Origin of the sequence: Flagellimonas hymeniacidonis (assembly GCF_008040165.1) — a bacterium.
In the GTDB taxonomy this organism is placed as follows: Bacteria; Bacteroidota; Bacteroidia; order Flavobacteriales; family Flavobacteriaceae; genus Flagellimonas; species Flagellimonas hymeniacidonis.
In genome coordinates this window covers 1,905,985-1,926,074 of the sequence record NZ_VRUR01000001.1, presented here as the reverse complement: position 1 = coordinate 1,926,074, position 20,090 = coordinate 1,905,985, and the positions used below count along the sequence as shown (strand labels likewise).

Genomic DNA, 20,090 nt, shown 5'->3' with positions numbered 1-20,090 from the left:
GATTTTTAATTTTTGTCGTTTAAATTTTTATTTTAAAAGTGCCGCTATCAATAACAGCATAAATGATATCCCTGATGTAATGGTCCGAATCCAATGGAATTGGGTCCATGGTTTTTCAAATTTCTCTCGTAATGCCTTTAGTTCTCCAAGACTACTTGAAGCTAAATCGGACTTGTCCAGCATTTCATTCAAAGGAACGTTTCCAAAAATGGTTACTATAGCTACTCCTACGAAGTAAAACACAGTTGCTATTAAGGCTATCCAAAAGATTTGTGGTGAACTAGATTTGTTTAGCATGGCAGCCGCAAGAGCTATGAAAAATGGGCCAAAAAACACGATAAAGAATATCGGATTCAAAATACTGCGATTCATTTGCTGAAAAGATTGCAGATACCCCAAATCGTTCAAGTTTCCAATTCCAGAAGTTACTGCATTGCTCCAAGTAAAACATAGTCCGGCAGCCAATCCGGTTAACAAAGTGGCTAAGAACAATACAAAACTGCTCAATGAAATTTCCATAGGTCCCAGTTTTATCCAATTAAGTTATTTTCCAATTTAGGCTTCACCATAATACGCCAGTAGATTACAGCGACGGCTATAAATTCAAAGGCAATGAACCAAAAATCAAAAGATGTAAAAAAACTATAATAGCTACCACCTGCGGGTATAATTGTGAACGGAACGGTTATCAAAGCATCTAAGGCTACGCAGGTTAATAACATCGCTTCTCCAATTTCATAACCATGTGTGGCATCCCTTTTTTTGTAGTAAAGGGACAACCCAAACCAAACCAATGGCAATATAACTATAGCCAACACGCTATTAGCTTGTAGGCCTAAATCCTCAAAAAATGGTATGGAGGGAACCATTAGATAGCTAAGTACCCCAAAAAACCAAATTAGGGCTCCGATTAAAATCGCTCTAAAAATTTTCATAATGATTTACTTTTTAATTACAGGACAAAACTAGAACCCACCAATGCAGTTCATTTGTTCAAAAAGGAGGAAGATTTGTTCGAAAAGGATAACTTTGGACTTATGGTTCTTTCAGTAAACAATAAACGCAGGTGGCGCATACTCAGATTCTATATTTCAGGTTGGACCTTGGCTTGTATTTTCCTGAGTATTGTAAGAGGTGTGGGAACCCAAGAGTTGGGAGATCTCCAGTTCAACTTTCCAGACAATCTCATAATCTCTGTTATTCTGGGGCCCATCCTAGGTATCGTATCAGGGGTTGCACAGATTTTAGTGGAAGAACGAATTTATAAGTCCATATCCATACAACGCTTGTTACTTATCCGTTTCCTGTACACCATTCTCTTCTTAATATTGATGGTAATATCCGCCTATAGTATTTACCAAATGTTATTTGGAACTTCTATGAGCATACTCGACTTTGCATTTGATCGTGGCAGTGGCGCCATTTACTTTTATATGCTTTCCGTGGATTTGTTTTTAGCGATCTTAAGACAAGTAAATTTAATGTTGGGTGAGGGGAATTTGGCAAAATTACTCTTGGGAAGGTTTTACACACCGCGGGAGGAACAGCGCATTTTCATGTTTTTAGATCTTCAGGCCAGCACAACATTGGCAGAAAGATTGGGCCATGTAAAGTACAGCAAATTAGTGCAAGATTGTTTTAACGATTTGGGGATCGCCATTTCCAATGATGCCGAAATCTATCAGTATGTGGGTGACGAAGCGGTCCTTACTTGGCCTTTGGAAGAAGGAATTCAAAACCAAAACCTGCTGAAAACCTTCTACAATTTTAAACGCCAATTAGAAGAAAAAAGAGCATATTATGAAGAAAAGTACGATTGTCTTCCATTTTTTAAAGCCGGTGTTCATGCAGGCATTGTAACGGTAACCGAAGTGGGTAAATACAAAAAAGAGATTGCCTATCATGGAGATACTATCAATACTGCAGCTCGCATTCAAGGGCAGTGCAACAATTTTGACAGTGAACTTTTACTATCCGAAACCCTTAAAATACAACTGGACTCAGCCAACTATACGTTTAAGACTATGGGAAGTGTTCCCCTTAAGGGGAAAAAAGGAGCTGTCTCCATTTGCTCCGTAGCCAAGGATTCTCTCTAATTTATCCTCTTATTTCACTTGGGCGAAATCCATATTTTTTAGAAAAGGCATTAGAAAATGAACTAAGACTATCATACCCCACATGCCATGCAGCCTCTTGCACCGTAACGTCCCGATTGCGTAACAGGTTATGTACCTTGGATAACCTTTCATTTTGAAGGTATTTAAAAACCGGTACCCCAAAAAGTGCTTTAAAGTTCTTTTTAAGCTTAAAGCTATTGAGGCCAATTTGCATAGACAGCTCGGTCAACGAAGGTGGTGTATCCAAATTTGTGGATAAAATCTCCTTAGCTTGAAATAATTTTTCCTTTTCCGATGTTTTGATATCATCTCCAACTTTCGTGGCCAATTGTCCAAAAAAGTGCGATAACAATGCGGTTACCTGACTCCTAAAGAACATCATTTTGGTCTTACCAGTATAAGTGGTATGAAAAATCTGATTGACAATGGATTGCATTTCAGGAGTCATAAAAAACTTTGGGCCCTCTACATAATGCCCAGTTGGATTGACCAATTGATCCAACATTTGTGAAAATAATTCTCCTTCCTCATTAGGCAATTTTTCAAGATTTTTAGGCGAAGTGGCAATTAAAATGCACTCTAGAGGCTTATCAGGAGAAATCGTATGTACAAATTCCACCTTTTCATCAGCATAAAAAGAAAGTGCCAAACCTTTACTATGATCAAAATCTCTTTGTTTATCCCCGTACTTTACCGAAAGGGCAACATTTCCTGATCCGTAAAAGGCCACAGCGATGACCGGTTCATCGAACAAACATGAGTCCACCGTAACGGTGTCAGAATTACCTTCTTCAACCAAAACAATAAAATCATTGATGTCCAATATTTCTCTTACCATTCGTCTTAATACTATAGACTAAAAATACCTAATTTGTTACAAATTCCATTGCTATTAAAACACATATATGAAAGCAGTTTTTAACACGTATACCCCTGACGGTTTTGGTACCGTCAATGCCTATTTGTTTGTTGCCGACCCTGAATCGTTGATTCTCTTTTTGAAAAATGCCTTTTACGCTGAAGAAATAAATAGGTCTATTAATGAGGCCAATGGCGATATCAGCAATGTTATTCTAAAAATTGGAGATAGTTGCTTCATGATCAGCCAGGCTAGAGGTCAATTTGAAGGAATGCGGACTGCGTTTTATTTATATGTTGAAGATGTGGATGCACTGTTCCAAAATGCATTAGAGTATGGGGCAAAACTAGTTTTTGAACCTGAAGACATGACGTATGAGGATCGCCAGGGAGGAATTATAGATCCGGCGGGCAATTATTGGTGGATATCCAAACGCCTGGTTCAGAAAGGATATCATTCTTAAGAACTAACATAGCCATTGAATCTAAAAGCGAGGCCACTGGCCCCGCTTTCTTTTCTGATAACTATGGTAAATTCTTATAAAACCTTTTCCTTTTTTAAAACGGCAAGATGCTCCAATGTTTTTTCAACGGCCTTGGTCATGGATTTGGCAGAAATGGTAGCTCCGGATATGGCATCAATATCCTCACCATACTCCAATGTATCTCCCAGCCCTTTTCCAATGAACTGCTTCAACCAACGTTGACTTCCAATCTGTCTACCGTGATTTTCCCTGTAGATTAGTACTTTGGATTTCTTTATGCTTAAATCTGGATTAAAAAGCACCACATAATCAAACACATCCTTCATGCTTGGCGCTTCACCCAAATAGGCATACCCCAATAATTCATCCTCTTGGTTGATCTTATATAACATATCAGTTCCAAGATCCGCTTGAATTATTTCCAGTTGAAAAACCTCAACCGTGAAGGTAGTCTGTACAGCACTGTTCAGTTTTTGCTTCAGACGTGGTGAAATTTTGCTTGGCGAAAAACTTAAAAACAGTACTGCTATGCATAGCATTACCGATTTATATTTCCGAAAGCTACTTGCCCTGTGCACTGGAATTTGTTTTGCTGTCCACCACAAATTTTGAGATAACCTTAGTGATCTCATCATTTCCCGCTCCCATTTTCTCCAAAGGATAGAAATGCATAAATAGTGGCTTATCTTCTACCTTTTTAAGCAGGGTTAAATCTCCTTTGCGGTTATAAACCCACTCCCATGAATTTCGTACATCAGCCCAAAAATCTTTATGGTCTTTCCACCATTCAAGGGCCAATTTGCATTTGGAATCTTCCACTTTTTTGTAAACGTTCATTCCCTTTTCTTGAGCCAATAACACATCTTCCTGCCCATCTGTGCGAACAATTTTGTCATTATCCTGTTCATGTACCCAACCATAGCCCGTAATCTCCTGACGATTGCCTCGTAGCATTACATTGTAATCGCTTCTTTTAGAATATTCCCTTCTTGGTAGTGGGGAATAGGTCTTGTTTTCCCAATAATGTTTCCCATCAGCATGTATCCATGTTGCAGATCCAGAATACCTTGGGCTGTCGTCTACTTGGTATACCTTTTGGGTCCATTGCCCTTTCACTTCTTCGGCGGGCAAGCTTTTAAAAGTCCAATTGTTATCCTTGTCATAGTAGAAAACATTTTGGTTTTCGTATTCCCAATCCTGTCTCCAATGCTTAATCACCATAGAATCATTTACGACTAAGAGGTGTTGAATAGAAATCTTATTTTCTTCATCCAAAATGGGTAGTGCCAATTCTAAAGCCCCGGCAGTGTAATCCATTTTTTTCTCGTAATCAATTTCTGGAGCAAAAGTTTCGGTATACTTAAAAGTAATGTCATAACAGCCACACATATCCTTAATGGCTTTCTTGTCCAGTTCCTTTTTTTCCTGTGCTATTGTTGAACAAATAAATACTAAGCTAAAGACGCTAAAAAATGCTACTCGTTTCATTCTAATGTTTGCTTTTAGTGTTTGTGATTTTTTTCAAAAAAGTTATTATTTTTATTTAGATCAATTATAAATAACTATATATTTGTCGCAAATCTAAATAGAATGAGTCTAAATAAAAATAATATTCTAATATATTTTTTACTTTTTTTTAGCACCTTAGGTATTGCTCAAGATGGCCATAGCACAGAAAAAGACTCCATCCTTACAGAGAATTTAGAAGAGGTCGTAGTTACCGCTACGCGGACTATCCGTCAATTATCGTCCCTTCCCCTGCCAGTAACCTTAATCCCTCAAAAACAATTACAACAAACCGGGGTAACTCGTTTAAATGAGATTTTAAACGAACAAACTGGAATCATCATGACGCCTGATGCCACTATCGGCGGAGGTGAAGGTGTACAGATTCAGGGTATTGCTTCCGACTATATTTTAGTACTGCTCGATGGAGTACCTGTTGTAGGTAGAAGTTCGGGAAATTTGGATTTAAGTCGTTTTGCGATAGGCAACATCAAACAAATTGAAGTAGTAAAAGGACCTTCGTCCAGTCTTTTTGGTTCTGAAGCACTTGGAGGTGTCATCAATATCATCACGGAAAAGCCTACTTCTGAAGACATTCATGGACAGATTTCGCATCGTATTGCCTCCTTTAACAATCAAAATACCAACCTAAGCCTCAACCAACGGAGTCAAAAAATTGGGTATTCCATTTTTGCTGACCGTCTAAGTACCGATGGGTATGATCTCTCCCCAAATCAAGATGGACAAACGGTCAATCCATTTTTCAATTATACATTCAACGGACGTATGTTTTATGACTCTTCGGAGAAATTGGACTTCTTTGCTTCGGGCCGCTACTTCTTCCAAGAGTTTGACATCTCTCCTGATATCAGTGAAGAAAAAGATTTAAATCTACAGTTGCGCATCAATCACAATCCCACTAAAAAGAGTAATCTACAATATGAGTTTTATTATACCAACTATATCACCAATGAACAAATTGTAGACCCTATTAATGATGAACTGCTTATTGAAAACGACTTTGACCAAAAACTACTGCGGCCGGAAATTCGGTTCAATCACAGCTTTTCTCCCCATAATACTTTGACCCTTGGAAGCGGTTACAATTTTGAAAACTTAAATCGTTCGCTATTTGCTGAAAAAGTGACTTTTGAATCCCAATACGCCTTTGCCCAATACGATTTTAAGCCTTTGGAAAAACTGAATGTAATTGTCGGTGCCCGATTTGACAATCACAGCGAATACAATTCGCAATTAAGTCCAAAAATATCTGCTAAATACAATTTCACTCCTTCCTTCTCCATAAAAGGATCTGTGGGAAGCGGTTTTAAGGCGCCCGATTTTAGACAGCTTTATCTGGACTTTACCAATGCTGCTGGCGGTGGATATTCCGTATTTGGGAAAGAGGTTGAATCGGAAGGTATACAGCGCCTTCAAGATAACAACGAAATTGCCACACTTCAAGTAAATCCAAATGAGCTAGGGGAAGGATTGGATGCCGAAAGTTCCGTTGGTTACAATCTAGGTTTAGACTATAAAAAAGGAAAGTTATCCACCGCGTTAAACTTCTTTAGAAACGATTTTAAAAACCTTGTTGATACTCGAATTTTAGCTGCCAAAACCAATGGCCAAAATGTTTTTGGGTATATCAACAGGGAAAGTGTATATACCCAGGGTTTGGAAATTGACTTAAAGTATAAGCTCATTGAAGGACTAAACCTTTCGGCGGGGTATCAACTTTTGTATGCTTTTGATAAGGATCGGGAAGAAGCCATAGAAAATGGTGAGGTTTTTGTACGGGATCCTGAGACTTTAGAAACGATTCGCCTAACCAAATCAGACTATTTTGGATTGGAAAATCGTTCCCGGCATACGCTCAACTTTAAAGCATTTTATGAAATACCAAAATGGGACACCAATGCAAATCTTAGGGTTACCTACCGCAGTAAGTTTGGGTTAACAGACCGGAACGGCAATGACCTTCTGGATGATTTTGACAACTCTTTTGTAAAAGGCTATGCTTTGGTGAACCTCACCTTTGGCAAGACATTTTTTAAGCACTATCAAGTACAACTAGGTGCTAACAATCTACTGGATTCTAAGGGAAATAACCCGCTCGCAGCACAAGACAATGAGCTGCTTGTTAATCCAGGAATTCAATTATTCACAAAACTTAATATTCAATTTTAATCTTAATTACACATGAAAACCACTTTAAAACTTTTTACCCTACTAGTTATGCTTGTTGCTTTTGTAGGCTGCAGTGATGACGATAGTGACCCGCTTACAGCATTTAACGTTACCGCTGTAACTCCATCTTCTGGCACTGTTGGTACTGAAATTACCATTACTGGCTCAGATTTTCCTTCTGATGCAACTGCCATTAATTTAACCTTTGGAGGCGTTGCAGCCACTATTTCATCTGCAACCAGCACCCAAATTGTGACGGAAGTTCCTGCAGGAGCTACTAGTGGAGAAGTCAGTATTGTTGCCAACGGATTCACCAAAGCTGCTCCTAGTTCCTTCACCGTTCTATCCAATTTAGTAGCTGAAACTATGAGTAACCTAGCCGCACCTCAAACAGGAGGGCAAGGAGAGCCAGTAGGGGGTCCATTTGCCAAATTCAGTTTTGAAACTGGGGCTATAACAGATAGCGAAACCGACTGGGATATTGCTTTTCGGGGTACTTCCATCGCAATTAATGGAGGAGCTGTAACAGGCACTACTGACGAACCTGCCCGAAATGGAAGCGGTGGTGCTGCTATTGAAAATGGTATTTTTTCAGAAGTAACATCTGCTGTCGGATTGAGCTTTGCAGAAGATGCTGATGGAGCATTTGCCATTCCTGGCGGTAGTGATAATGGTTGGTACAATTACAACCCGTCTACCTTTACCATAAGTCCAATTCCAGGTAAAGTTTTGGTTATTCGTACCCATGATGGAAAATATGCCAAAGTGGAAATCTTAAGTTATTATAGAGATGCTCCAGCACAACCAGACCCTTTTGTTGATGAATCTAGAGTATATACTTTTAAGTATGTCTACAACCCCAACGAGGGAGAAACTTCTTTAGCTGAGTAACATGAAAGCAGCTAATATATTTTTTATCATACTACGGCTCATTTTGGGTGGAATGATGGTTTATGGCGGAATTCAAAAATTCCAAAAACCAATTCCTTCACCTGTTGAAGTTGTAGAAAAAGCAGAAAAATTTAAAGCTCCCGAAAAGGAAAGTACACTTCAAAAGATATTGTACATCAGCGGTGCAAAACAAACAGGGTACTTTTGGCAACTTTTGGGTATTTGCGAGCTGTTCTTTGGACTTCTCTTGCTGCTGCAAGGCACTAGTTTTATAGGTGCTATTTTCTTATTGCCGATTACCTTGCACATCTTTTTGTTCCATGTTTTCTTGGAAGCAGATGAAATGGGAGAGCTCCTTCAGACCGGAGGTCTATTCACCATCAATGTAGGGCTGATATTAAAGGAAAGAAGCAAATGGAGACACCTGCTTTGGATCAAACCGATTTAGTTAGTTTGAGTTTTAGTTAGTTTGTTGAAGAAGCGGGGCAATTGCCCCGCTTCTTTTTTATAGCGATATGATTTTTACATCCAATGAACTAATTCAACAAAAAAATGAACTTTTTGTAAAACAGTATTCAGTGTAATTCAAGTAATTTCACATCGTGAATCCTTTCATTACAAAAATTTTGGCTACGCAATTACGCCTATTTTAGCCAATGCAATATAACTGTTGTGATTGTTGAACATAAGACCATATATCTTTTCGGGAAATTACTTTTTGAATTGGCGCTGATCAGGCCGCCTTTTAAAAAGCCAAACCCCATGCCCAATGAAGCATGTTTTGTTCATATTCGCCAAGGTGCCTATAATTCCATTTCGGAAGATGAAGTCTTAAAGTCTTACCAAGGGCAATCTGTTTTAATGAAATGTGGTAGCTATTTGTCACAGATGGTTTCTGATTCTGAAACAGGCATGTATGAGGCTGTAGCCGTACATTTTCATCCAGAAGTTTTACGAAAGATCTATGAAAAAGAAACACCTTCCTTTTTATACAAGAAAAAAGTATATACCGGAAACAACATGACCGTAATACATGCTTCTGCACCTATTGAAAAATACATTGAGGATATTCTCTTCTATTTTGACCATCCACAACTGGCCAATGAAGACATGTTGGTCTTAAAGGTCAAAGAAATTATTTTACTGTTGATGCAGACCAAAGATGCATCAAATGTTAGACACATTTTGGAAAACTTGTTTTCTAAACGCGTTATAGGTTTTAAAAAAAGTATTGAATCACATATTTTTTCAGATGTAACCGTGGGGGAGCTTGCCCAACTCAACTATATGAGCCTTTCTTCCTTTAAACGTATGTTCAAAGAAACCTATGATACTTCTCCATCCCAATATATTAGCGCAAAGCGACTTGAAAAATCTAAGGAACTCTTAACCATCTCGGATTTATCAATAAGTGCAATTGCATATGATTGTGGTTTTAAAACTATTAGTCATTTTTCAAAAAAATTCAAACAAGAATACGGTATGAGTCCAACCGTATTTAAATTGAACCTGTCAGACAAATAGTTAGACTTTTCGAACAATACATTCTAGGAGATTACGGGGAATTTTGAGGTATTAAAAACCTTAATCATTTCTATTATGAAAACGTATCATGAAAAAATTTCAAAAGAACTTAACGTGACTCCTGAAAAAGCATGGGAGGTTATTGGAGCCGTGAGTGGAGTTGACAAATGGTTCAACTCGCTAATTAAAAGTTGCCGTGTGGATGGTGACAAACGTTACTGCGAAACAGGTGAAGGGCATCAGTTTACCGAGGACATCTTGGAAGTGAATCATGAAACTCGCATCTTTAAATATGCAATTCCAAAACAAGATATGTTGCCTGTGGAAAACATTATTGGTACCATGAGCGTGGATAGCAATACTGATGGTCTGGCCATAGTAAATTGGTCAGCAACCTTTGAATCTGCTTCAGAGAACGCTGAAAAGGCCCAGGAAGCTTTTATCAATCTTTGGGGCATGGGATTAAATGATATGGAAGAATATATCAACAAGGGTTAAAACCTAAAGATTATGTTCGCCATACATGAAAAGCGGGGCAATTGCCCCGCTTTTCTTTCCTATTTACTTTAACTTTCTATCTCCTTCATTTATGGGAACATCATTGATGCTGGCATAACGCTTCTTCATCAACCCTTTTGCATCAAATTGCCAATTTTCATTACCGTATGCCCTAAACCAATCCCCTTCTTTAGTTTGGTACTCATATTCAAAACGAACTGCAATGCGATCATCTCCATGTGCCCAATATTCTTTTTTCAATCGATAATTACGCTCATTTTGCCATTTGTCCGTTAGGAATTGTTGAATCTCCTCCCGCCCATTCACAAACTGGGAACGGTTACGCCATTCGCTGTCCATTGTATAGGCTTTAGAGACTTTCACTGGGTTTTGACTGTTCCAAGCATCTTCCGCCAATTGTATTTTTTGTTTCGCTGTCTCCAAAGTAAAGGGAGGTATTGGGAATTTTATCTCGTCTTGGTTCATCTTATAATCTGTCTATTGTTGTTTGTTAGTGAGTCGTAAAAACAAAAAAAACACTACCCGCGGCATCATGAAAAAAAACATGCTACGGGCAGTGCCATTATTATTTTATATTGTTCTTCCCAAGGAAATTGTAGATATAGTTCGCAATTTCATCACCTTTTTCTTCCAAAGCAAAGTGACCAGTGTTCAACAAATGGAATTCTACATTCTTAAGATCCTTTTTATAAGGATGAGCTCCTGAAGGAGGAAAAATGTAATCGTTCTTTCCCCATACAATCAAAGTAGGTACTTGGTATTCCCTGAAAAGCTTTTGCCATCCTGGATATCTTCCTACGTTGGTTCTATAATCATAAAACATAGCCAGTTGAATCTCATTATTTTCTGGACGGGTTAAATGTTGTAGATCATGGTTCCAGTTATCAGGGCTAATTTTAGTACTATCCTGAACACCATGTAGGTACTGCCATTTTAAGCCGCCTATTTGATGGAATCCTTCCAAAGGTTTTTTGTTTTCTTCTGAATTGTCTGCCCAAAGTTTGCGTAGTGGGTCCCAGAAATCAGCCAAACCTTCAACATACGCATTTCCATTTTGAACGATAAATGCATCCACACGCTCTGGGTGTTTTTCAAAGATGCGATAACCCACTGGCGCACCATAATCCATTAAGTACAGGCTGTAACGGTCCACTTTTAACTGTACCAATAATTCATCTACTATTTCGGCAAAATTGTCAAAAGAATATTCAAAATCTGCCATGGCGGGTTGCGAGCTATGTCCATACCCTGGGTAATCTGGGGCAATTAGATGATAGTCTGAAGACAAGTCTTCCATCAAATTTCGGAACATATGCGAAGAGGTAGGATACCCGTGCAATAAAAGCAAGGTAGGAGCATCTTTAGGTCCGGCTTCGCGGTAAAAAATATCCAATCCGGCTACCTTGGTTGTGTGAAAAGTGGTTGGATAATCATCTTGGGTTACGGATTTTCTTTTGGCCTGTCCATTAAGGTTTATGGCAAATACTGTTGCCAACATAAAAAGTGTAACTGTGATTTTTCTAGTTTTCATTGTCTTAATATTAATTGTTTTGATATTTGTAATTACCGAACGTTCGGTAATATATTTGGTTAAATTTTTTTAGGCGTTGGTATAGCGTGTTTCAATTTGTTTGATAGCTTGTAAAAATGGTTCGGTGCTGTCCATCGCCTTGGACAAAACCAAACTTCCCTGAACATCTATAAATGTCTGCCTCGCAAACTGCGTGGCAGTCGCTTCGTCTAGTTCCATTGCCTTGCCCAGAACAACAAACGATCCTAACCACTGATTGATTCCCTTTTCTATTTTCTCACCGAATAAGGCCATCCCAGTGTCCATTGAAAGGGAACGGTACAAGCAAACTTCTTTTCCTCCACCATAAACTGCACTTATGTTGGTCAAAGCTTCCTGCAAACGAACCTTTGATGAAACTTTGTCATCTGAGAGGACTTTATAGACCTTATTAATAATCCAAGATTCCATAAAGTCAAGCACGGCGGCGGTCATTTCTTTTTTGCCCCCAGGAAATCGATGATAGAGACTAGCTTTTTTTAGACCCGTAGCTTCTGCCAATTCATTTAAACTCGCCCCGTCATATCCCTTTGCACGGAACACGGACATGAGACCGTTTAAAATTTCTAGATCTGATACTTTTGCCATTCTCATGGGACAAATATACTATCATTTTCAATTTTACCAAACGTTCGGTAAAATTTTAACATTTATTAACTAATCATGGATGTTTATCTCCCGAATCAAATTTTAATTATCTTGTAAGCAACAAGCTCCCCCTATTTTTTGTAAAGCTGTTCACTGCATTCCCCCACCTGCAGCGATTAACGATGTCATTTTCTAACAACTAAACAATAGCAAAATGGACCATTACAAAAGTCTGTACAAATGGATGATCATTCCCATGATTTTTATGCAATTTGGCATTTTTGGTGATTATTGGGGAGAATTTGCCCAAAAAGCATGGTCTGTACACGTACATTACTGGAACGGTACTATTTGGTATCTATATCTGATCATACAGCCTTACTATGCTACACATGGTCAATTACAAAAACACCGTACTAATGGTATTATAGGCATGTTCTTGGCAGGAGGTGTCTGCATTACCGCCTTTAGCATGCTGTTTAGGGATATAATAAACGCCAACGACGCTGCTCAATTTAAGGACGATTTTGGCCCTTTTGAGCCATGGTTCTTTCTTGGGGTGGCGGCTGTGGAAATTATAATGATCCTGGCCTTTGGGTACGCCGTACTCATGAGCATTATAAAGCGAAAAAGTTTGGAGGATCATGCCTGGTGGTTAATTACTACAGTGTTTTTGATCATGATGCCCGCTTTGGGCCGTGGTATACAAAATGCACATGTTGGTCTAAATGCCCAAGATTGGCCCCATATTGATATCATGTCTCCCATATATCTTACGCAAGTGTTGATCATTGGTATGATCCTCTTGGCCGCATGGAAATATAAAAAGATAAAACACCCGGCCACTTATTTGGCGGTTTTGGTAAATGTATATACCTGTTTTTTGGAACCGTTAGGTCGTTCTCCAGCAGTTGAAGCTTTTTTACGGGCCGTAATCAAAGGCTAAAAGATTTTATATAGATTCTTCAATCCTAGTTTCTCTTATCACCTCGAAATGACTATTTTTCGGTTTTTAGATAAATCCATAAGTCTTCAGAGTGTTTCTGATGGAGAAAATAACAACTACTATATAACCCACCTTATGAAAAACGTAATCTTAATCGCATGCTGTATTCTTTTATCAACTTCTATGATACAAGCCCAAGACAATACTCCATCCGATGATCAGATAGAAATGAAAGTTAGAGCACTTGGCTATCGGTTTTACAAGGATGGAGAGCGCCTTACCTGGAAAGAATTGGTCTCGGCGACCGAGTCTGTTAAAAAAGCCAATGCGCTTATTAAACGAGCTAAATCCCAAAAATTACTATCCAATATTTTGGCCTTTTCTGGAGGGGCTTTAATAGGAGTACCTTTAGGCCAAAAATCAGCACATCGAGAGCCCACATGGGAACTTGCCTATCTTGGTGGTGGTATTGCACTAATAAGTTTGCATCTATCTTTTAGAACCTTTAATAATGTCAATAAAGGCATCGATTCCTACAATATTGCCATGAGTGCAACTGCCCAATATCAATTTCAACCAGAATTTAGGGTAATTGCTGATGGTAAGGGGTTTGGGCTTGCCATGCGCTTTTGAAAGTGGGCATTAATTCTATTTTTCGTCTATTTTCGTAAAGCTGTCCTTCTCAAAACGACAGTATCATAGCCAAATAGAAGCATGAAACCTCCCAAACATATTCTTTCAATCATTGTAATTGCGCAATTTTTTTGCACATCCTTATGGTTTGCTGGGAACGGAGTTATGGGTGATCTGGTTGCTAATTTTGGGTTGCAATCCAATGCATTGGGGCACTTAACCTCAGCCGTGCAATTTGGGTTTATTACAGGTACGCTGCTTTTTGCCGTCTTTACGCTTACGGATCGGTATTCGCCTTCCAAAGTGTTTTTGGTAAGTGCTTTGCTTGGGGCATTGTGCAATGTCGGGGTTATTTGGCAGAGCAATACGTTGGGCACTATTTTGGGGCTTCGTTTTTTAACGGGCTTTTTTTTGGCAGGCATTTATCCCGTAGGGATGAAAATCGCCGCAGATTATTTTGATAAGGGGTTAGGCAAATCGCTTAGCTATCTGGTAGGCGCTTTGGTCGTGGGTACTGCTTTACCTTATCTTTTAAAAGGGTTTATCACTATTTTTTCCTGGCAATCGGTTTTATTGACTACTTCCATCCTTGCCGTTTTGGGTGGTATCTTAATCGTTACGCTCGTACCTAATGGCCCTTATAGAAAAAGTAGCCTAAATCTAGATTTTACAGCTTGTTTTACCATCTTTAAGAAACCCAATTTTAGGGCAGCGGCATTTGGATATTTTGGTCATATGTGGGAACTGTATTCGTTTTGGGCCTTTGTACCTGTAATGTTGCATGCCTACGCCCTCGCACATGAGGATGTAGCTCTAAATATTTCCCTCTTATCTTTTACAATCATCGCTTTGGGTGGTTTAGCCTGTGTCATCGGCGGGTATGCTTCCCAGAAAATTGGGGTTAAAAAAACAGCAGCTACGGCATTGTTACTATCAGGAGTTTGTTGTTTGATATCTCCGTTATTTTTTATGGTCGATTCAGAACTGGTATTTGTTGGTTTTCTAATTTTTTGGGGAATGGTGGTCATTGCAGATTCTCCGCTTTTTTCCACCCTTGTTGCGCAAAATGCTCCTGTGGAAATCAAAGGTACCGCATTGACTATTGTCAATTCTATTGGCTTTGCCATTACCATTGTGAGTATTCAATTGGTTACTGCGCTTCAACCAGAAATCCAATTCAATTATTTGTATGCGATATTGGCGCTTGGGCCTGTTTTAGGGTTGGTTGGGTTGCTTAGGAAATGAGTCTTGTCCTATACAAGTACTAACCCTTCCGTCCTTCGGACACCTTCCCTTGCATAGGGAAGGAGCCGTATGTGCTTAAAAAACTAAAAAAGCTCCTCCCTTCAAAGGAGGGGAGGTGTCATGATATTTATATCATGACGGAGGGGTGAACCAATTTATATTTTGCTACTTTACTAGCTCCAAATCTCTTTTTATATTATGAAAAGGCATAACAAACCTACACTCAAACAGTACCGAAAAGAACTACGTAAAAAATTGACTCCAGCAGAAGCCTTTCTCTGGAAACAACTTAAAGGTAAAAACTAGAAGGAAGAAAGTTTAGGAGGCAACACAGTATTGATAATTATATTGTAGACTTCTATTGTGCTTCTGAAAAATTAATCATTGAACTTGACGGGCAAGTCCATTTTAATTCCATAGCCCAAGAAAAGGATTTTATCAGAACCAAACATCTGGAAGGTTTAGGTTTTACTGTTATCAGGTTTGAAAATAAAATGGTATTCAATAATCTACCTTTTGTACTTCAGGAGATTCAAGAGTATTTTAAATAACAATCACCCTTCAGTCTTGACATTTCATGCCAATACACCTTCCCTTTCTCCAAGGTTGGAGCAGATTAGAATTTAAAAAATATTTTTAACAGCTTCTATGGTCTTATCCAAATCAACATAGCTGATGGCGTCGTTTAAAAAATAACTTTCAAATGCGGATGGAGGTAAATAAATGCCTTGGTCTAGCATGCCATGGAAATATTTTTTAAAGGTGTCATTGTTTCCTTTTGCTGAGGAAGCAAAATCCACCACGGCCTCTTCACAAAAATGCACTGAAATCATGCTGCCGTATCGGTTAATTTGGTTTGCTACACTTTTTTCGGTCAATAACTCGGCAATGCCTTTGTGCAGGTATTCAGTTTTCTCTGCTAAACTGGTAAATACTTCTGGTTTGTTGTTCAATTCGGTCAGCATAGCAAGTCCGGCACTCATGGCCAAAGGGTTTCCACTTAAAGTCCCAGCCTGGTACACCGGCCCTTCAGGCGCCAAATGGGACATAATTTCTTCACGTGCGGCAAATGCACCTACGGGAAGGCCGCCTCCAATTACTTTTCCAAACATGACGATATCGGCATCAATTCCCAAAGCTTCTTGTGCGCCACCTTTTCCCAATCGGAAACCGGTCATTACTTCATCAAACAATAGCAAAATGCCTTCTTCTGTACACAATTGTCGCAATCCATGGATAAACTCATCAGTAGGAATAATACAACCCATATTGCCTGCAATGGGTTCTAAAATAATGGCTGCAATTTCCCCTTTGTTAGCCTCGGCCAATGCTTTTACACCTTCCAAATCATTATAATCAGCTAAGAGCGTATCCTTTGCTGTGCCTTGGGTTACTCCAGGGCTATTGGGACTACCGAAAGTTATCGCACCACTCCCTGCTTGAATCAAAAAAGAATCTGAATGACCGTGATAGCAACCTGCAAATTTGATGATCTTGTCTTTTCCTGTATATCCGCGTGCTAATCGCACTGCACTCATACAAGCTTCGGTACCACTATTCACAAAACGAATCTTATCGATGTTGGGCACCATGGAAACAGCCATTTTGGCCAATTCGGTCTCAATTTCAGTAGGCATTCCAAAGGAAGTCCCCTTTTTTGCCTTCTCCACCACTGCATTGATCACCGGTTCGTATGCGTGTCCCAAGATAAGCGGACCCCAAGAAGCAATATAATCGATGAGTTGGTTGCCGTCTTCATCATATAAATAGGCTCCTTTTGCCTCTTTTACAAAAATGGGGTCACCACCTACTGCTTTAAATGCTCGAACTGGGGAATTTACCCCTCCTGGAATGTATTTTTTGGCCTCAGCAAACAAGGCACTACTTCGTTGGTAGATCATTTGGATTTTTCTTTCCGGATATTGAGCACTTGCCCAATGGAAATGGTATTATTGTTCAGGTTATTGATTTGTTTAAGTTCATTCACCGAAATGGCATATTTTCGAGAGATTGCATATAAGGTTTCCCCGCTTTCCACCACATGGGTAAATACTTCGTATTTCTTGGGTGCACGGACCGTTTCCAATCCACCGCGGACCACCTCTTCATCGTATGCATCCAAATTATATCGTTCAATTAAGGCAATCAATTTTTGTGGGTACTTGCGATCTGTGGCATAACCCGCCTGACGCAATCCATAGGCCCATTTTTTATAATCGTCCCTTCTGTAATTAAACAGAAAACTATAGCGGGAGCGGGAAGAAAGGAAAATACTGTGGTCCCTAAACGAATACATGGGGTGGTTGTATTTTCTAAAGCATTCACCCTTGGCATCATCATCATGAAAATCGAATTCGCCGTCCCATCCCGTATGACATTTTATGCCAAAGTGATTGTTTGTCTTTCTGGTCAATTCTCCTTTTCCTGAACCACTTTCCAAAATACCCTGCGCAAGCGTAATACTAGCAGGAATGCCAAAGGCACGCATTTCGTACTTGGCTATTTCGGCAAATGTTTGAATATATTCTTGGGTATTGGCCACCGGGAATTTTACAAATTTTCCAGGATTTATCGGTAAGGGATAAAGTTCCGTTTCTTTAGGGCCATCTTTAGGAATTCCAGTATTGGGGTTACGGGTTGGACTGGTCTTAGCAACTGGTTTTTCTTGCCTGCTAGCGGTTCGTTTTTTTGCTCCACACCCTGTGAGCAACATCGCTATTACCATTACATATCCTATTCGTTTGATCATACGTCCAATACCGGTAAATTTCTTTTTCTTAATGCAAGATTCATGCCTGTTATACCTTGTAATCCTCCACTATGGATAGCCAAAATTTGGGTTCCTCTTTTAAAATAATCCTTCTTTATAAGGTCAAAAATACCAAAAAGCATTTTCCCAGTATAAATAGGATCCAATGGAATGCCTGTGTCTTTTTTAAAGGTATTGATGAAATCTATTAAATGTTCATCTACTTTAGCATAACCTCCAAAATGGTAATCGGGAATTAGCTCCCAATTTTCATTACGGGCAAATTTAAGAATATCTTGCTTTAGAAAATCGCCTTTTAACGCAGGGAACCCTAAAACAGTTTGATGTGGTTTTGCGGTATTAATGAGGCCCGAAATAGTACCTCCAGTACCCACACAGCTGCAAACAAAATCGAATTTTACATCTGTATTGGTCAAAATTTCTTCGCAGCCTTTCACTGCCAACGTATTGGTTCCGCCTTCTGGAAGGATATAGCAATCTCCAAAAGTAGTTTTTAGCTTTTCCTGAAATTTCTGTAAATTTTTATCTCTATAATCGATTCGCGACATAAAATGAAACGTCATGCCATGGGTAGCGGCCAATTGCAAGGTTGGGTTTTCCTTCCAATTTTCTTTAAGCTCTTCTCCGCGGATAACCCCTATAGTTTTTAATCCTGCTTCTTTTCCGGCATAAGCTGTTGCTGCAATATGGTTGGAAAATGCTCCACCAAAGGTGAGTATGGTAGTTTTTCCTTTGTCCTTTGCTTCTAGCAGGTTGTATTTAAGCTTTCGGTATTTATTTCCAGAAATGAATGGGTGAATCGTATCTTCCCTTTTTACATAAAGGCTTACTTCCTTATCCGCAAGAAGCGGCAATGCTACTTTTTCATTCGGAATTTGCAAATCGGATAATTATCGCGTCAAATAATCCAAAAAACCAAAGGTTTTTCTACGCGAAAGATACTGCATATCATCTTCATTGGCATAAGCTTCACGCTCAAAACTAATATTCTGATATGCTCTGTAGCTATCCAAATAAAGTAATGTACGCAACAACCATTCGGCGATGTACAGTATATAAAAAGGCACAATTAATAATTCTCGCTGTTGTTTAAGGTGAATGCGTTCATGATTGATAAGCACTTCATCTTTTTTGAGGGAATCCTCTTTTAAAAAGATAAATGGCCATAGGGATAGGCCAACATAATTGCGATAAAAGAAATGTTTAAAAACTAATACCAAACTAAAATTATCATAAGTTTCCTACAAATATAACTGCAAGTATATTCGAAAATTGGATTCCATCGATGATTGCATTAACAATTTCGGTGAACTACGCAACTGCATCCAAAGACACAAAATCTTGGTACAGTTTCTGGGAATACATTAATTTTATGTGATATGAAAGAACACATCCCATTAGAAGAGGGTGATTTTTACCTCTCTGAAGAGGGCTATAAAGTGTTTACCAGACAATATCATCTAAAAAGAGGGTATTGCTGTGAGAGTGGATGTCGTCATTGCCCGTATGGCTATAACCAAAAGACAAACACAAGAAGGTAGCCGTGTTCGGCATAGTATTTGTGATTGTTTTAGCGTCATTTCAATGAACTCAAAAAAGATTACTATGAAAAATTTAAAACTTTTTACACTGGCTGCTTTTGCAGTCACTTTGCTTGCATCCTGCAGTTCTGTTCGGGTGATTTCTGATTACGATACTAAAGCCGATTTTGGTACTTTTAAAACCTATGCCTTCTATAAAACAGGTATAGATAAGGCCCAAATTTCAGATTTGGATAAAAAACGAATTTTAAAAGCCATTGAAGCTGAAATGAGCTCGCGCGGTTTTGCAAAATCCCAGCAACCAGATATTTTGATAAGTATTTTCACCAAAGAACTTGAACGTGTAGATGTTTATAACAACAACTTTGGTTGGGGTTATGGCGGCTTTTACAATCCTTGGGTCTGGGGTCCCGGATGGGGATGGGGCTGGGGAGGTTTCGGCAATAACGTAAGCACCCGAACCGAAGGTTCATTGTACATTGATCTTATTGATGCCAAAAACAAAGAATTGGTGTGGCAAGGTCGCGGTGTTGGCACTTTGAACAACACCAGTAATATTGAAAAGAAAGAAGAACGTATCCGTGAGTTTGTTTCACACATTTTAAAAGAATATCCGCCGTCCACAGAGATTGCAGCAAACTAAAATATTTTAAAACCGCCCTCGAGGCGGTTTTTTATTGACCTCCTTCTATTAAAGAGATAAGCAA

25 protein-coding genes are annotated in these 20,090 nt (G+C 39.0%); 13 read left to right on the top strand and 12 right to left on the bottom strand.

Annotated elements, in window-relative coordinates:
- Positions 1 to 27: 27 nt before the first annotated feature.
- Positions 28 to 519 (bottom strand): anthrone oxygenase family protein, encoded by a 492-nt coding sequence (locus FVB32_RS08730; RefSeq protein ID WP_147743307.1) that lies wholly within the window; start codon positions 517 to 519, stop codon positions 28 to 30.
- An 11-nt stretch (positions 520 to 530) separates the two neighbouring features.
- Positions 531 to 935 carry a DUF5367 family protein gene (locus FVB32_RS08725; RefSeq protein WP_147743305.1) on the bottom strand — a complete coding sequence of 135 codons (405 nt, stop codon included), beginning with the start codon at positions 933 to 935 and terminating at the stop codon, positions 531 to 533.
- Between the two features lie 54 nt (positions 936 to 989).
- Between FVB32_RS08725 and FVB32_RS08720 the strand changes: the two genes are divergently transcribed.
- A complete protein-coding gene (locus tag FVB32_RS08720; protein WP_147743303.1) occupies positions 990 to 2,096 on the top strand; it encodes an adenylate/guanylate cyclase domain-containing protein in 1,107 nt (368 codons plus the stop codon).
- 1 nt (position 2,097) lies between these two features.
- Here the strand turns inward: FVB32_RS08720 and FVB32_RS08715 are convergent, their stop codons facing one another.
- Entirely contained in the window at positions 2,098 to 2,955 is an 858-nt protein-coding gene (locus FVB32_RS08715) for a helix-turn-helix transcriptional regulator (RefSeq protein ID WP_147743301.1), read from the bottom strand.
- 67 nt (positions 2,956 to 3,022) lie between these two features.
- Here FVB32_RS08715 and FVB32_RS08710 point away from each other — a divergent pair, with 67 nt between their 5' ends.
- Positions 3,023 to 3,439: a VOC family protein gene (locus FVB32_RS08710; protein WP_147743300.1), complete on the top strand. Its 417-nt coding sequence runs from the start codon at positions 3,023 to 3,025 to the stop codon at positions 3,437 to 3,439.
- 74 nt (positions 3,440 to 3,513) lie between these two features.
- On the opposite strand, the gene FVB32_RS08705 is transcribed toward FVB32_RS08710, so the two are convergent.
- Both FVB32_RS08705 and FVB32_RS08700 read right to left on the bottom strand, forming a co-directional pair.
- Entirely contained in the window at positions 3,514 to 3,999 is a 486-nt protein-coding gene (locus FVB32_RS08705) for an FMN-binding protein (RefSeq protein ID WP_187269528.1), read from the bottom strand.
- A 22-nt stretch (positions 4,000 to 4,021) separates the two neighbouring features.
- Complete coding sequence (locus FVB32_RS08700; protein WP_147743296.1) at positions 4,022 to 4,948, bottom strand: DUF6607 family protein; 927 nt, start codon at positions 4,946 to 4,948, stop codon at positions 4,022 to 4,024.
- Positions 4,949 to 5,050: 102 nt separating this feature from the next.
- Here FVB32_RS08700 and FVB32_RS08695 point away from each other — a divergent pair, with 102 nt between their 5' ends.
- The 5 genes from FVB32_RS08695 (at position 5,051) to FVB32_RS08675 (ending at position 10,069) form a co-directional block, all read left to right on the top strand.
- Positions 5,051 to 7,156 (top strand): TonB-dependent receptor plug domain-containing protein, encoded by a 2,106-nt coding sequence (locus tag FVB32_RS08695; protein WP_147743294.1) that lies wholly within the window; start codon positions 5,051 to 5,053, stop codon positions 7,154 to 7,156.
- A gap of 12 nt (positions 7,157 to 7,168) precedes the next feature.
- Complete coding sequence (locus tag FVB32_RS18000) at positions 7,169 to 8,047, top strand: IPT/TIG domain-containing protein (RefSeq protein WP_147743292.1); 879 nt, start codon at positions 7,169 to 7,171, stop codon at positions 8,045 to 8,047.
- Position 8,048: 1 nt separating this feature from the next.
- The gene (locus tag FVB32_RS08685) at positions 8,049 to 8,495 is read left to right on the top strand and encodes a DoxX family membrane protein (RefSeq protein ID WP_147743290.1); all 447 of its coding nucleotides are present in this window, start codon (positions 8,049 to 8,051) and stop codon (positions 8,493 to 8,495) included.
- 314 nt (positions 8,496 to 8,809) lie between these two features.
- Positions 8,810 to 9,571: a helix-turn-helix domain-containing protein gene (locus FVB32_RS08680; protein WP_147743288.1), complete on the top strand. Its 762-nt coding sequence runs from the start codon at positions 8,810 to 8,812 to the stop codon at positions 9,569 to 9,571.
- A gap of 75 nt (positions 9,572 to 9,646) precedes the next feature.
- Positions 9,647 to 10,069 carry an SRPBCC family protein gene (locus FVB32_RS08675; protein ID WP_147743286.1) on the top strand — a complete coding sequence of 141 codons (423 nt, stop codon included), beginning with the start codon at positions 9,647 to 9,649 and terminating at the stop codon, positions 10,067 to 10,069.
- A 63-nt stretch (positions 10,070 to 10,132) separates the two neighbouring features.
- Here the strand turns inward: FVB32_RS08675 and FVB32_RS08670 are convergent, their stop codons facing one another.
- The 3 genes from FVB32_RS08670 to FVB32_RS08660 all read right to left on the bottom strand — a co-directional run bounded on the left by FVB32_RS08670 (position 10,133) and on the right by FVB32_RS08660 (position 12,248).
- Positions 10,133 to 10,555 carry a nuclear transport factor 2 family protein gene (locus tag FVB32_RS08670; RefSeq protein ID WP_147743284.1) on the bottom strand — a complete coding sequence of 141 codons (423 nt, stop codon included), beginning with the start codon at positions 10,553 to 10,555 and terminating at the stop codon, positions 10,133 to 10,135.
- 100 nt (positions 10,556 to 10,655) lie between these two features.
- The gene (locus FVB32_RS08665) at positions 10,656 to 11,621 is read right to left on the bottom strand and encodes an alpha/beta fold hydrolase (protein ID WP_147743282.1); all 966 of its coding nucleotides are present in this window, start codon (positions 11,619 to 11,621) and stop codon (positions 10,656 to 10,658) included.
- A 69-nt stretch (positions 11,622 to 11,690) separates the two neighbouring features.
- A complete protein-coding gene (locus FVB32_RS08660) occupies positions 11,691 to 12,248 on the bottom strand; it encodes a TetR/AcrR family transcriptional regulator (protein ID WP_187269526.1) in 558 nt (185 codons plus the stop codon).
- Positions 12,249 to 12,462: 214 nt separating this feature from the next.
- Between FVB32_RS08660 and FVB32_RS08655 the strand changes: the two genes are divergently transcribed.
- The 4 genes from FVB32_RS08655 (at position 12,463) to FVB32_RS17995 (ending at position 15,623) form a co-directional block, all read left to right on the top strand.
- Positions 12,463 to 13,194, top strand: a complete 732-nt coding sequence (locus tag FVB32_RS08655; RefSeq protein WP_147743278.1) for a hypothetical protein — start codon at positions 12,463 to 12,465, stop codon at positions 13,192 to 13,194.
- A 48-nt stretch (positions 13,195 to 13,242) separates the two neighbouring features.
- Positions 13,243 to 13,827, top strand: coding sequence for a hypothetical protein (locus tag FVB32_RS08650; protein ID WP_147743276.1), 585 nt, complete (start codon positions 13,243 to 13,245; stop codon positions 13,825 to 13,827).
- 81 nt (positions 13,828 to 13,908) lie between these two features.
- Entirely contained in the window at positions 13,909 to 15,072 is a 1,164-nt protein-coding gene (locus FVB32_RS08645) for an MFS transporter (RefSeq protein WP_147743274.1), read from the top strand.
- Positions 15,073 to 15,407: 335 nt separating this feature from the next.
- Entirely contained in the window at positions 15,408 to 15,623 is a 216-nt protein-coding gene (locus FVB32_RS17995) for an endonuclease domain-containing protein (RefSeq protein ID WP_317132204.1), read from the top strand.
- Between the two features lie 72 nt (positions 15,624 to 15,695).
- On the opposite strand, the gene hemL is transcribed toward FVB32_RS17995, so the two are convergent.
- From hemL to FVB32_RS08620, 4 genes are read right to left on the bottom strand one after another with little or no spacing between them, the layout of a single operon-like run.
- Complete coding sequence (gene hemL / locus FVB32_RS08635; RefSeq protein ID WP_147743272.1) at positions 15,696 to 16,973, bottom strand: glutamate-1-semialdehyde 2,1-aminomutase; 1,278 nt, start codon at positions 16,971 to 16,973, stop codon at positions 15,696 to 15,698.
- Positions 16,970 to 17,821 carry a glucosaminidase domain-containing protein gene (locus FVB32_RS08630; protein ID WP_147743270.1) on the bottom strand — a complete coding sequence of 284 codons (852 nt, stop codon included), beginning with the start codon at positions 17,819 to 17,821 and terminating at the stop codon, positions 16,970 to 16,972. The genes hemL and FVB32_RS08630 overlap by 4 nt, the downstream gene beginning before the upstream one ends.
- Entirely contained in the window at positions 17,818 to 18,723 is a 906-nt protein-coding gene (locus FVB32_RS08625; RefSeq protein WP_147743268.1) for a 1-aminocyclopropane-1-carboxylate deaminase/D-cysteine desulfhydrase, read from the bottom strand. Before FVB32_RS08625 ends, FVB32_RS08630 begins: the two co-directional genes overlap by 4 nt.
- 9 nt (positions 18,724 to 18,732) lie before the next feature.
- Positions 18,733 to 19,062, bottom strand: a complete 330-nt coding sequence (locus tag FVB32_RS08620; protein ID WP_147743266.1) for a hypothetical protein — start codon at positions 19,060 to 19,062, stop codon at positions 18,733 to 18,735.
- A 159-nt stretch (positions 19,063 to 19,221) separates the two neighbouring features.
- On the opposite strand from FVB32_RS08620, the gene FVB32_RS17725 reads away from it, so the two are divergent.
- Together FVB32_RS17725 and FVB32_RS08615 are read left to right on the top strand one after the other, a co-directional pair.
- Positions 19,222 to 19,383 carry a DUF5522 domain-containing protein gene (locus tag FVB32_RS17725; RefSeq protein ID WP_187269524.1) on the top strand — a complete coding sequence of 54 codons (162 nt, stop codon included), beginning with the start codon at positions 19,222 to 19,224 and terminating at the stop codon, positions 19,381 to 19,383.
- 64 nt (positions 19,384 to 19,447) lie between these two features.
- A complete protein-coding gene (locus tag FVB32_RS08615) occupies positions 19,448 to 20,026 on the top strand; it encodes a DUF4136 domain-containing protein (protein ID WP_147743264.1) in 579 nt (192 codons plus the stop codon).
- Positions 20,027 to 20,090 lie beyond the last annotated feature (64 nt).

Excerpts from the sequence above, each read along its gene's own strand:
- FVB32_RS08630 (WP_147743270.1), bottom strand. The coding sequence starts at position 17,821 with ATGATCAAACGAATAGGATATGTAATGGTAATAGCGATGTTGCTCACA.
- FVB32_RS08680 (WP_147743288.1), top strand. The coding sequence starts at position 8,810 with ATGCCCAATGAAGCATGTTTTGTTCATATTCGCCAAGGTGCCTATAAT.
- FVB32_RS17725 (WP_187269524.1), top strand. The coding sequence starts at position 19,222 with ATGAAAGAACACATCCCATTAGAAGAGGGTGATTTTTACCTCTCTGAA.
- FVB32_RS08705 (WP_187269528.1), bottom strand. The coding sequence starts at position 3,999 with ATGCTATGCATAGCAGTACTGTTTTTAAGTTTTTCGCCAAGCAAAATT.
- FVB32_RS08695 (WP_147743294.1), top strand. The coding sequence starts at position 5,051 with ATGAGTCTAAATAAAAATAATATTCTAATATATTTTTTACTTTTTTTT.
- FVB32_RS08650 (WP_147743276.1), top strand. The coding sequence starts at position 13,243 with ATGACTATTTTTCGGTTTTTAGATAAATCCATAAGTCTTCAGAGTGTT.
- FVB32_RS08665 (WP_147743282.1), bottom strand. The coding sequence starts at position 11,621 with ATGAAAACTAGAAAAATCACAGTTACACTTTTTATGTTGGCAACAGTA.
- FVB32_RS08685 (WP_147743290.1), top strand. The coding sequence starts at position 8,049 with ATGAAAGCAGCTAATATATTTTTTATCATACTACGGCTCATTTTGGGT.
- FVB32_RS08730 (WP_147743307.1), bottom strand. The coding sequence starts at position 519 with ATGGAAATTTCATTGAGCAGTTTTGTATTGTTCTTAGCCACTTTGTTA.
- FVB32_RS08615 (WP_147743264.1), top strand. The coding sequence starts at position 19,448 with ATGAAAAATTTAAAACTTTTTACACTGGCTGCTTTTGCAGTCACTTTG.
- FVB32_RS08670 (WP_147743284.1), bottom strand. The coding sequence starts at position 10,555 with ATGAACCAAGACGAGATAAAATTCCCAATACCTCCCTTTACTTTGGAG.
- FVB32_RS08715 (WP_147743301.1), bottom strand. The coding sequence starts at position 2,955 with ATGGTAAGAGAAATATTGGACATCAATGATTTTATTGTTTTGGTTGAA.
- FVB32_RS08700 (WP_147743296.1), bottom strand. The coding sequence starts at position 4,948 with ATGAAACGAGTAGCATTTTTTAGCGTCTTTAGCTTAGTATTTATTTGT.
- FVB32_RS08675 (WP_147743286.1), top strand. The coding sequence starts at position 9,647 with ATGAAAACGTATCATGAAAAAATTTCAAAAGAACTTAACGTGACTCCT.
- FVB32_RS08645 (WP_147743274.1), top strand. The coding sequence starts at position 13,909 with ATGAAACCTCCCAAACATATTCTTTCAATCATTGTAATTGCGCAATTT.
- hemL (WP_147743272.1), bottom strand. The coding sequence starts at position 16,973 with ATGATCTACCAACGAAGTAGTGCCTTGTTTGCTGAGGCCAAAAAATAC.
- FVB32_RS08710 (WP_147743300.1), top strand. The coding sequence starts at position 3,023 with ATGAAAGCAGTTTTTAACACGTATACCCCTGACGGTTTTGGTACCGTC.
- FVB32_RS08655 (WP_147743278.1), top strand. The coding sequence starts at position 12,463 with ATGGACCATTACAAAAGTCTGTACAAATGGATGATCATTCCCATGATT.
- FVB32_RS08725 (WP_147743305.1), bottom strand. The coding sequence starts at position 935 with ATGAAAATTTTTAGAGCGATTTTAATCGGAGCCCTAATTTGGTTTTTT.
- FVB32_RS08660 (WP_187269526.1), bottom strand. The coding sequence starts at position 12,248 with ATGGCAAAAGTATCAGATCTAGAAATTTTAAACGGTCTCATGTCCGTG.
- FVB32_RS18000 (WP_147743292.1), top strand. The coding sequence starts at position 7,169 with ATGAAAACCACTTTAAAACTTTTTACCCTACTAGTTATGCTTGTTGCT.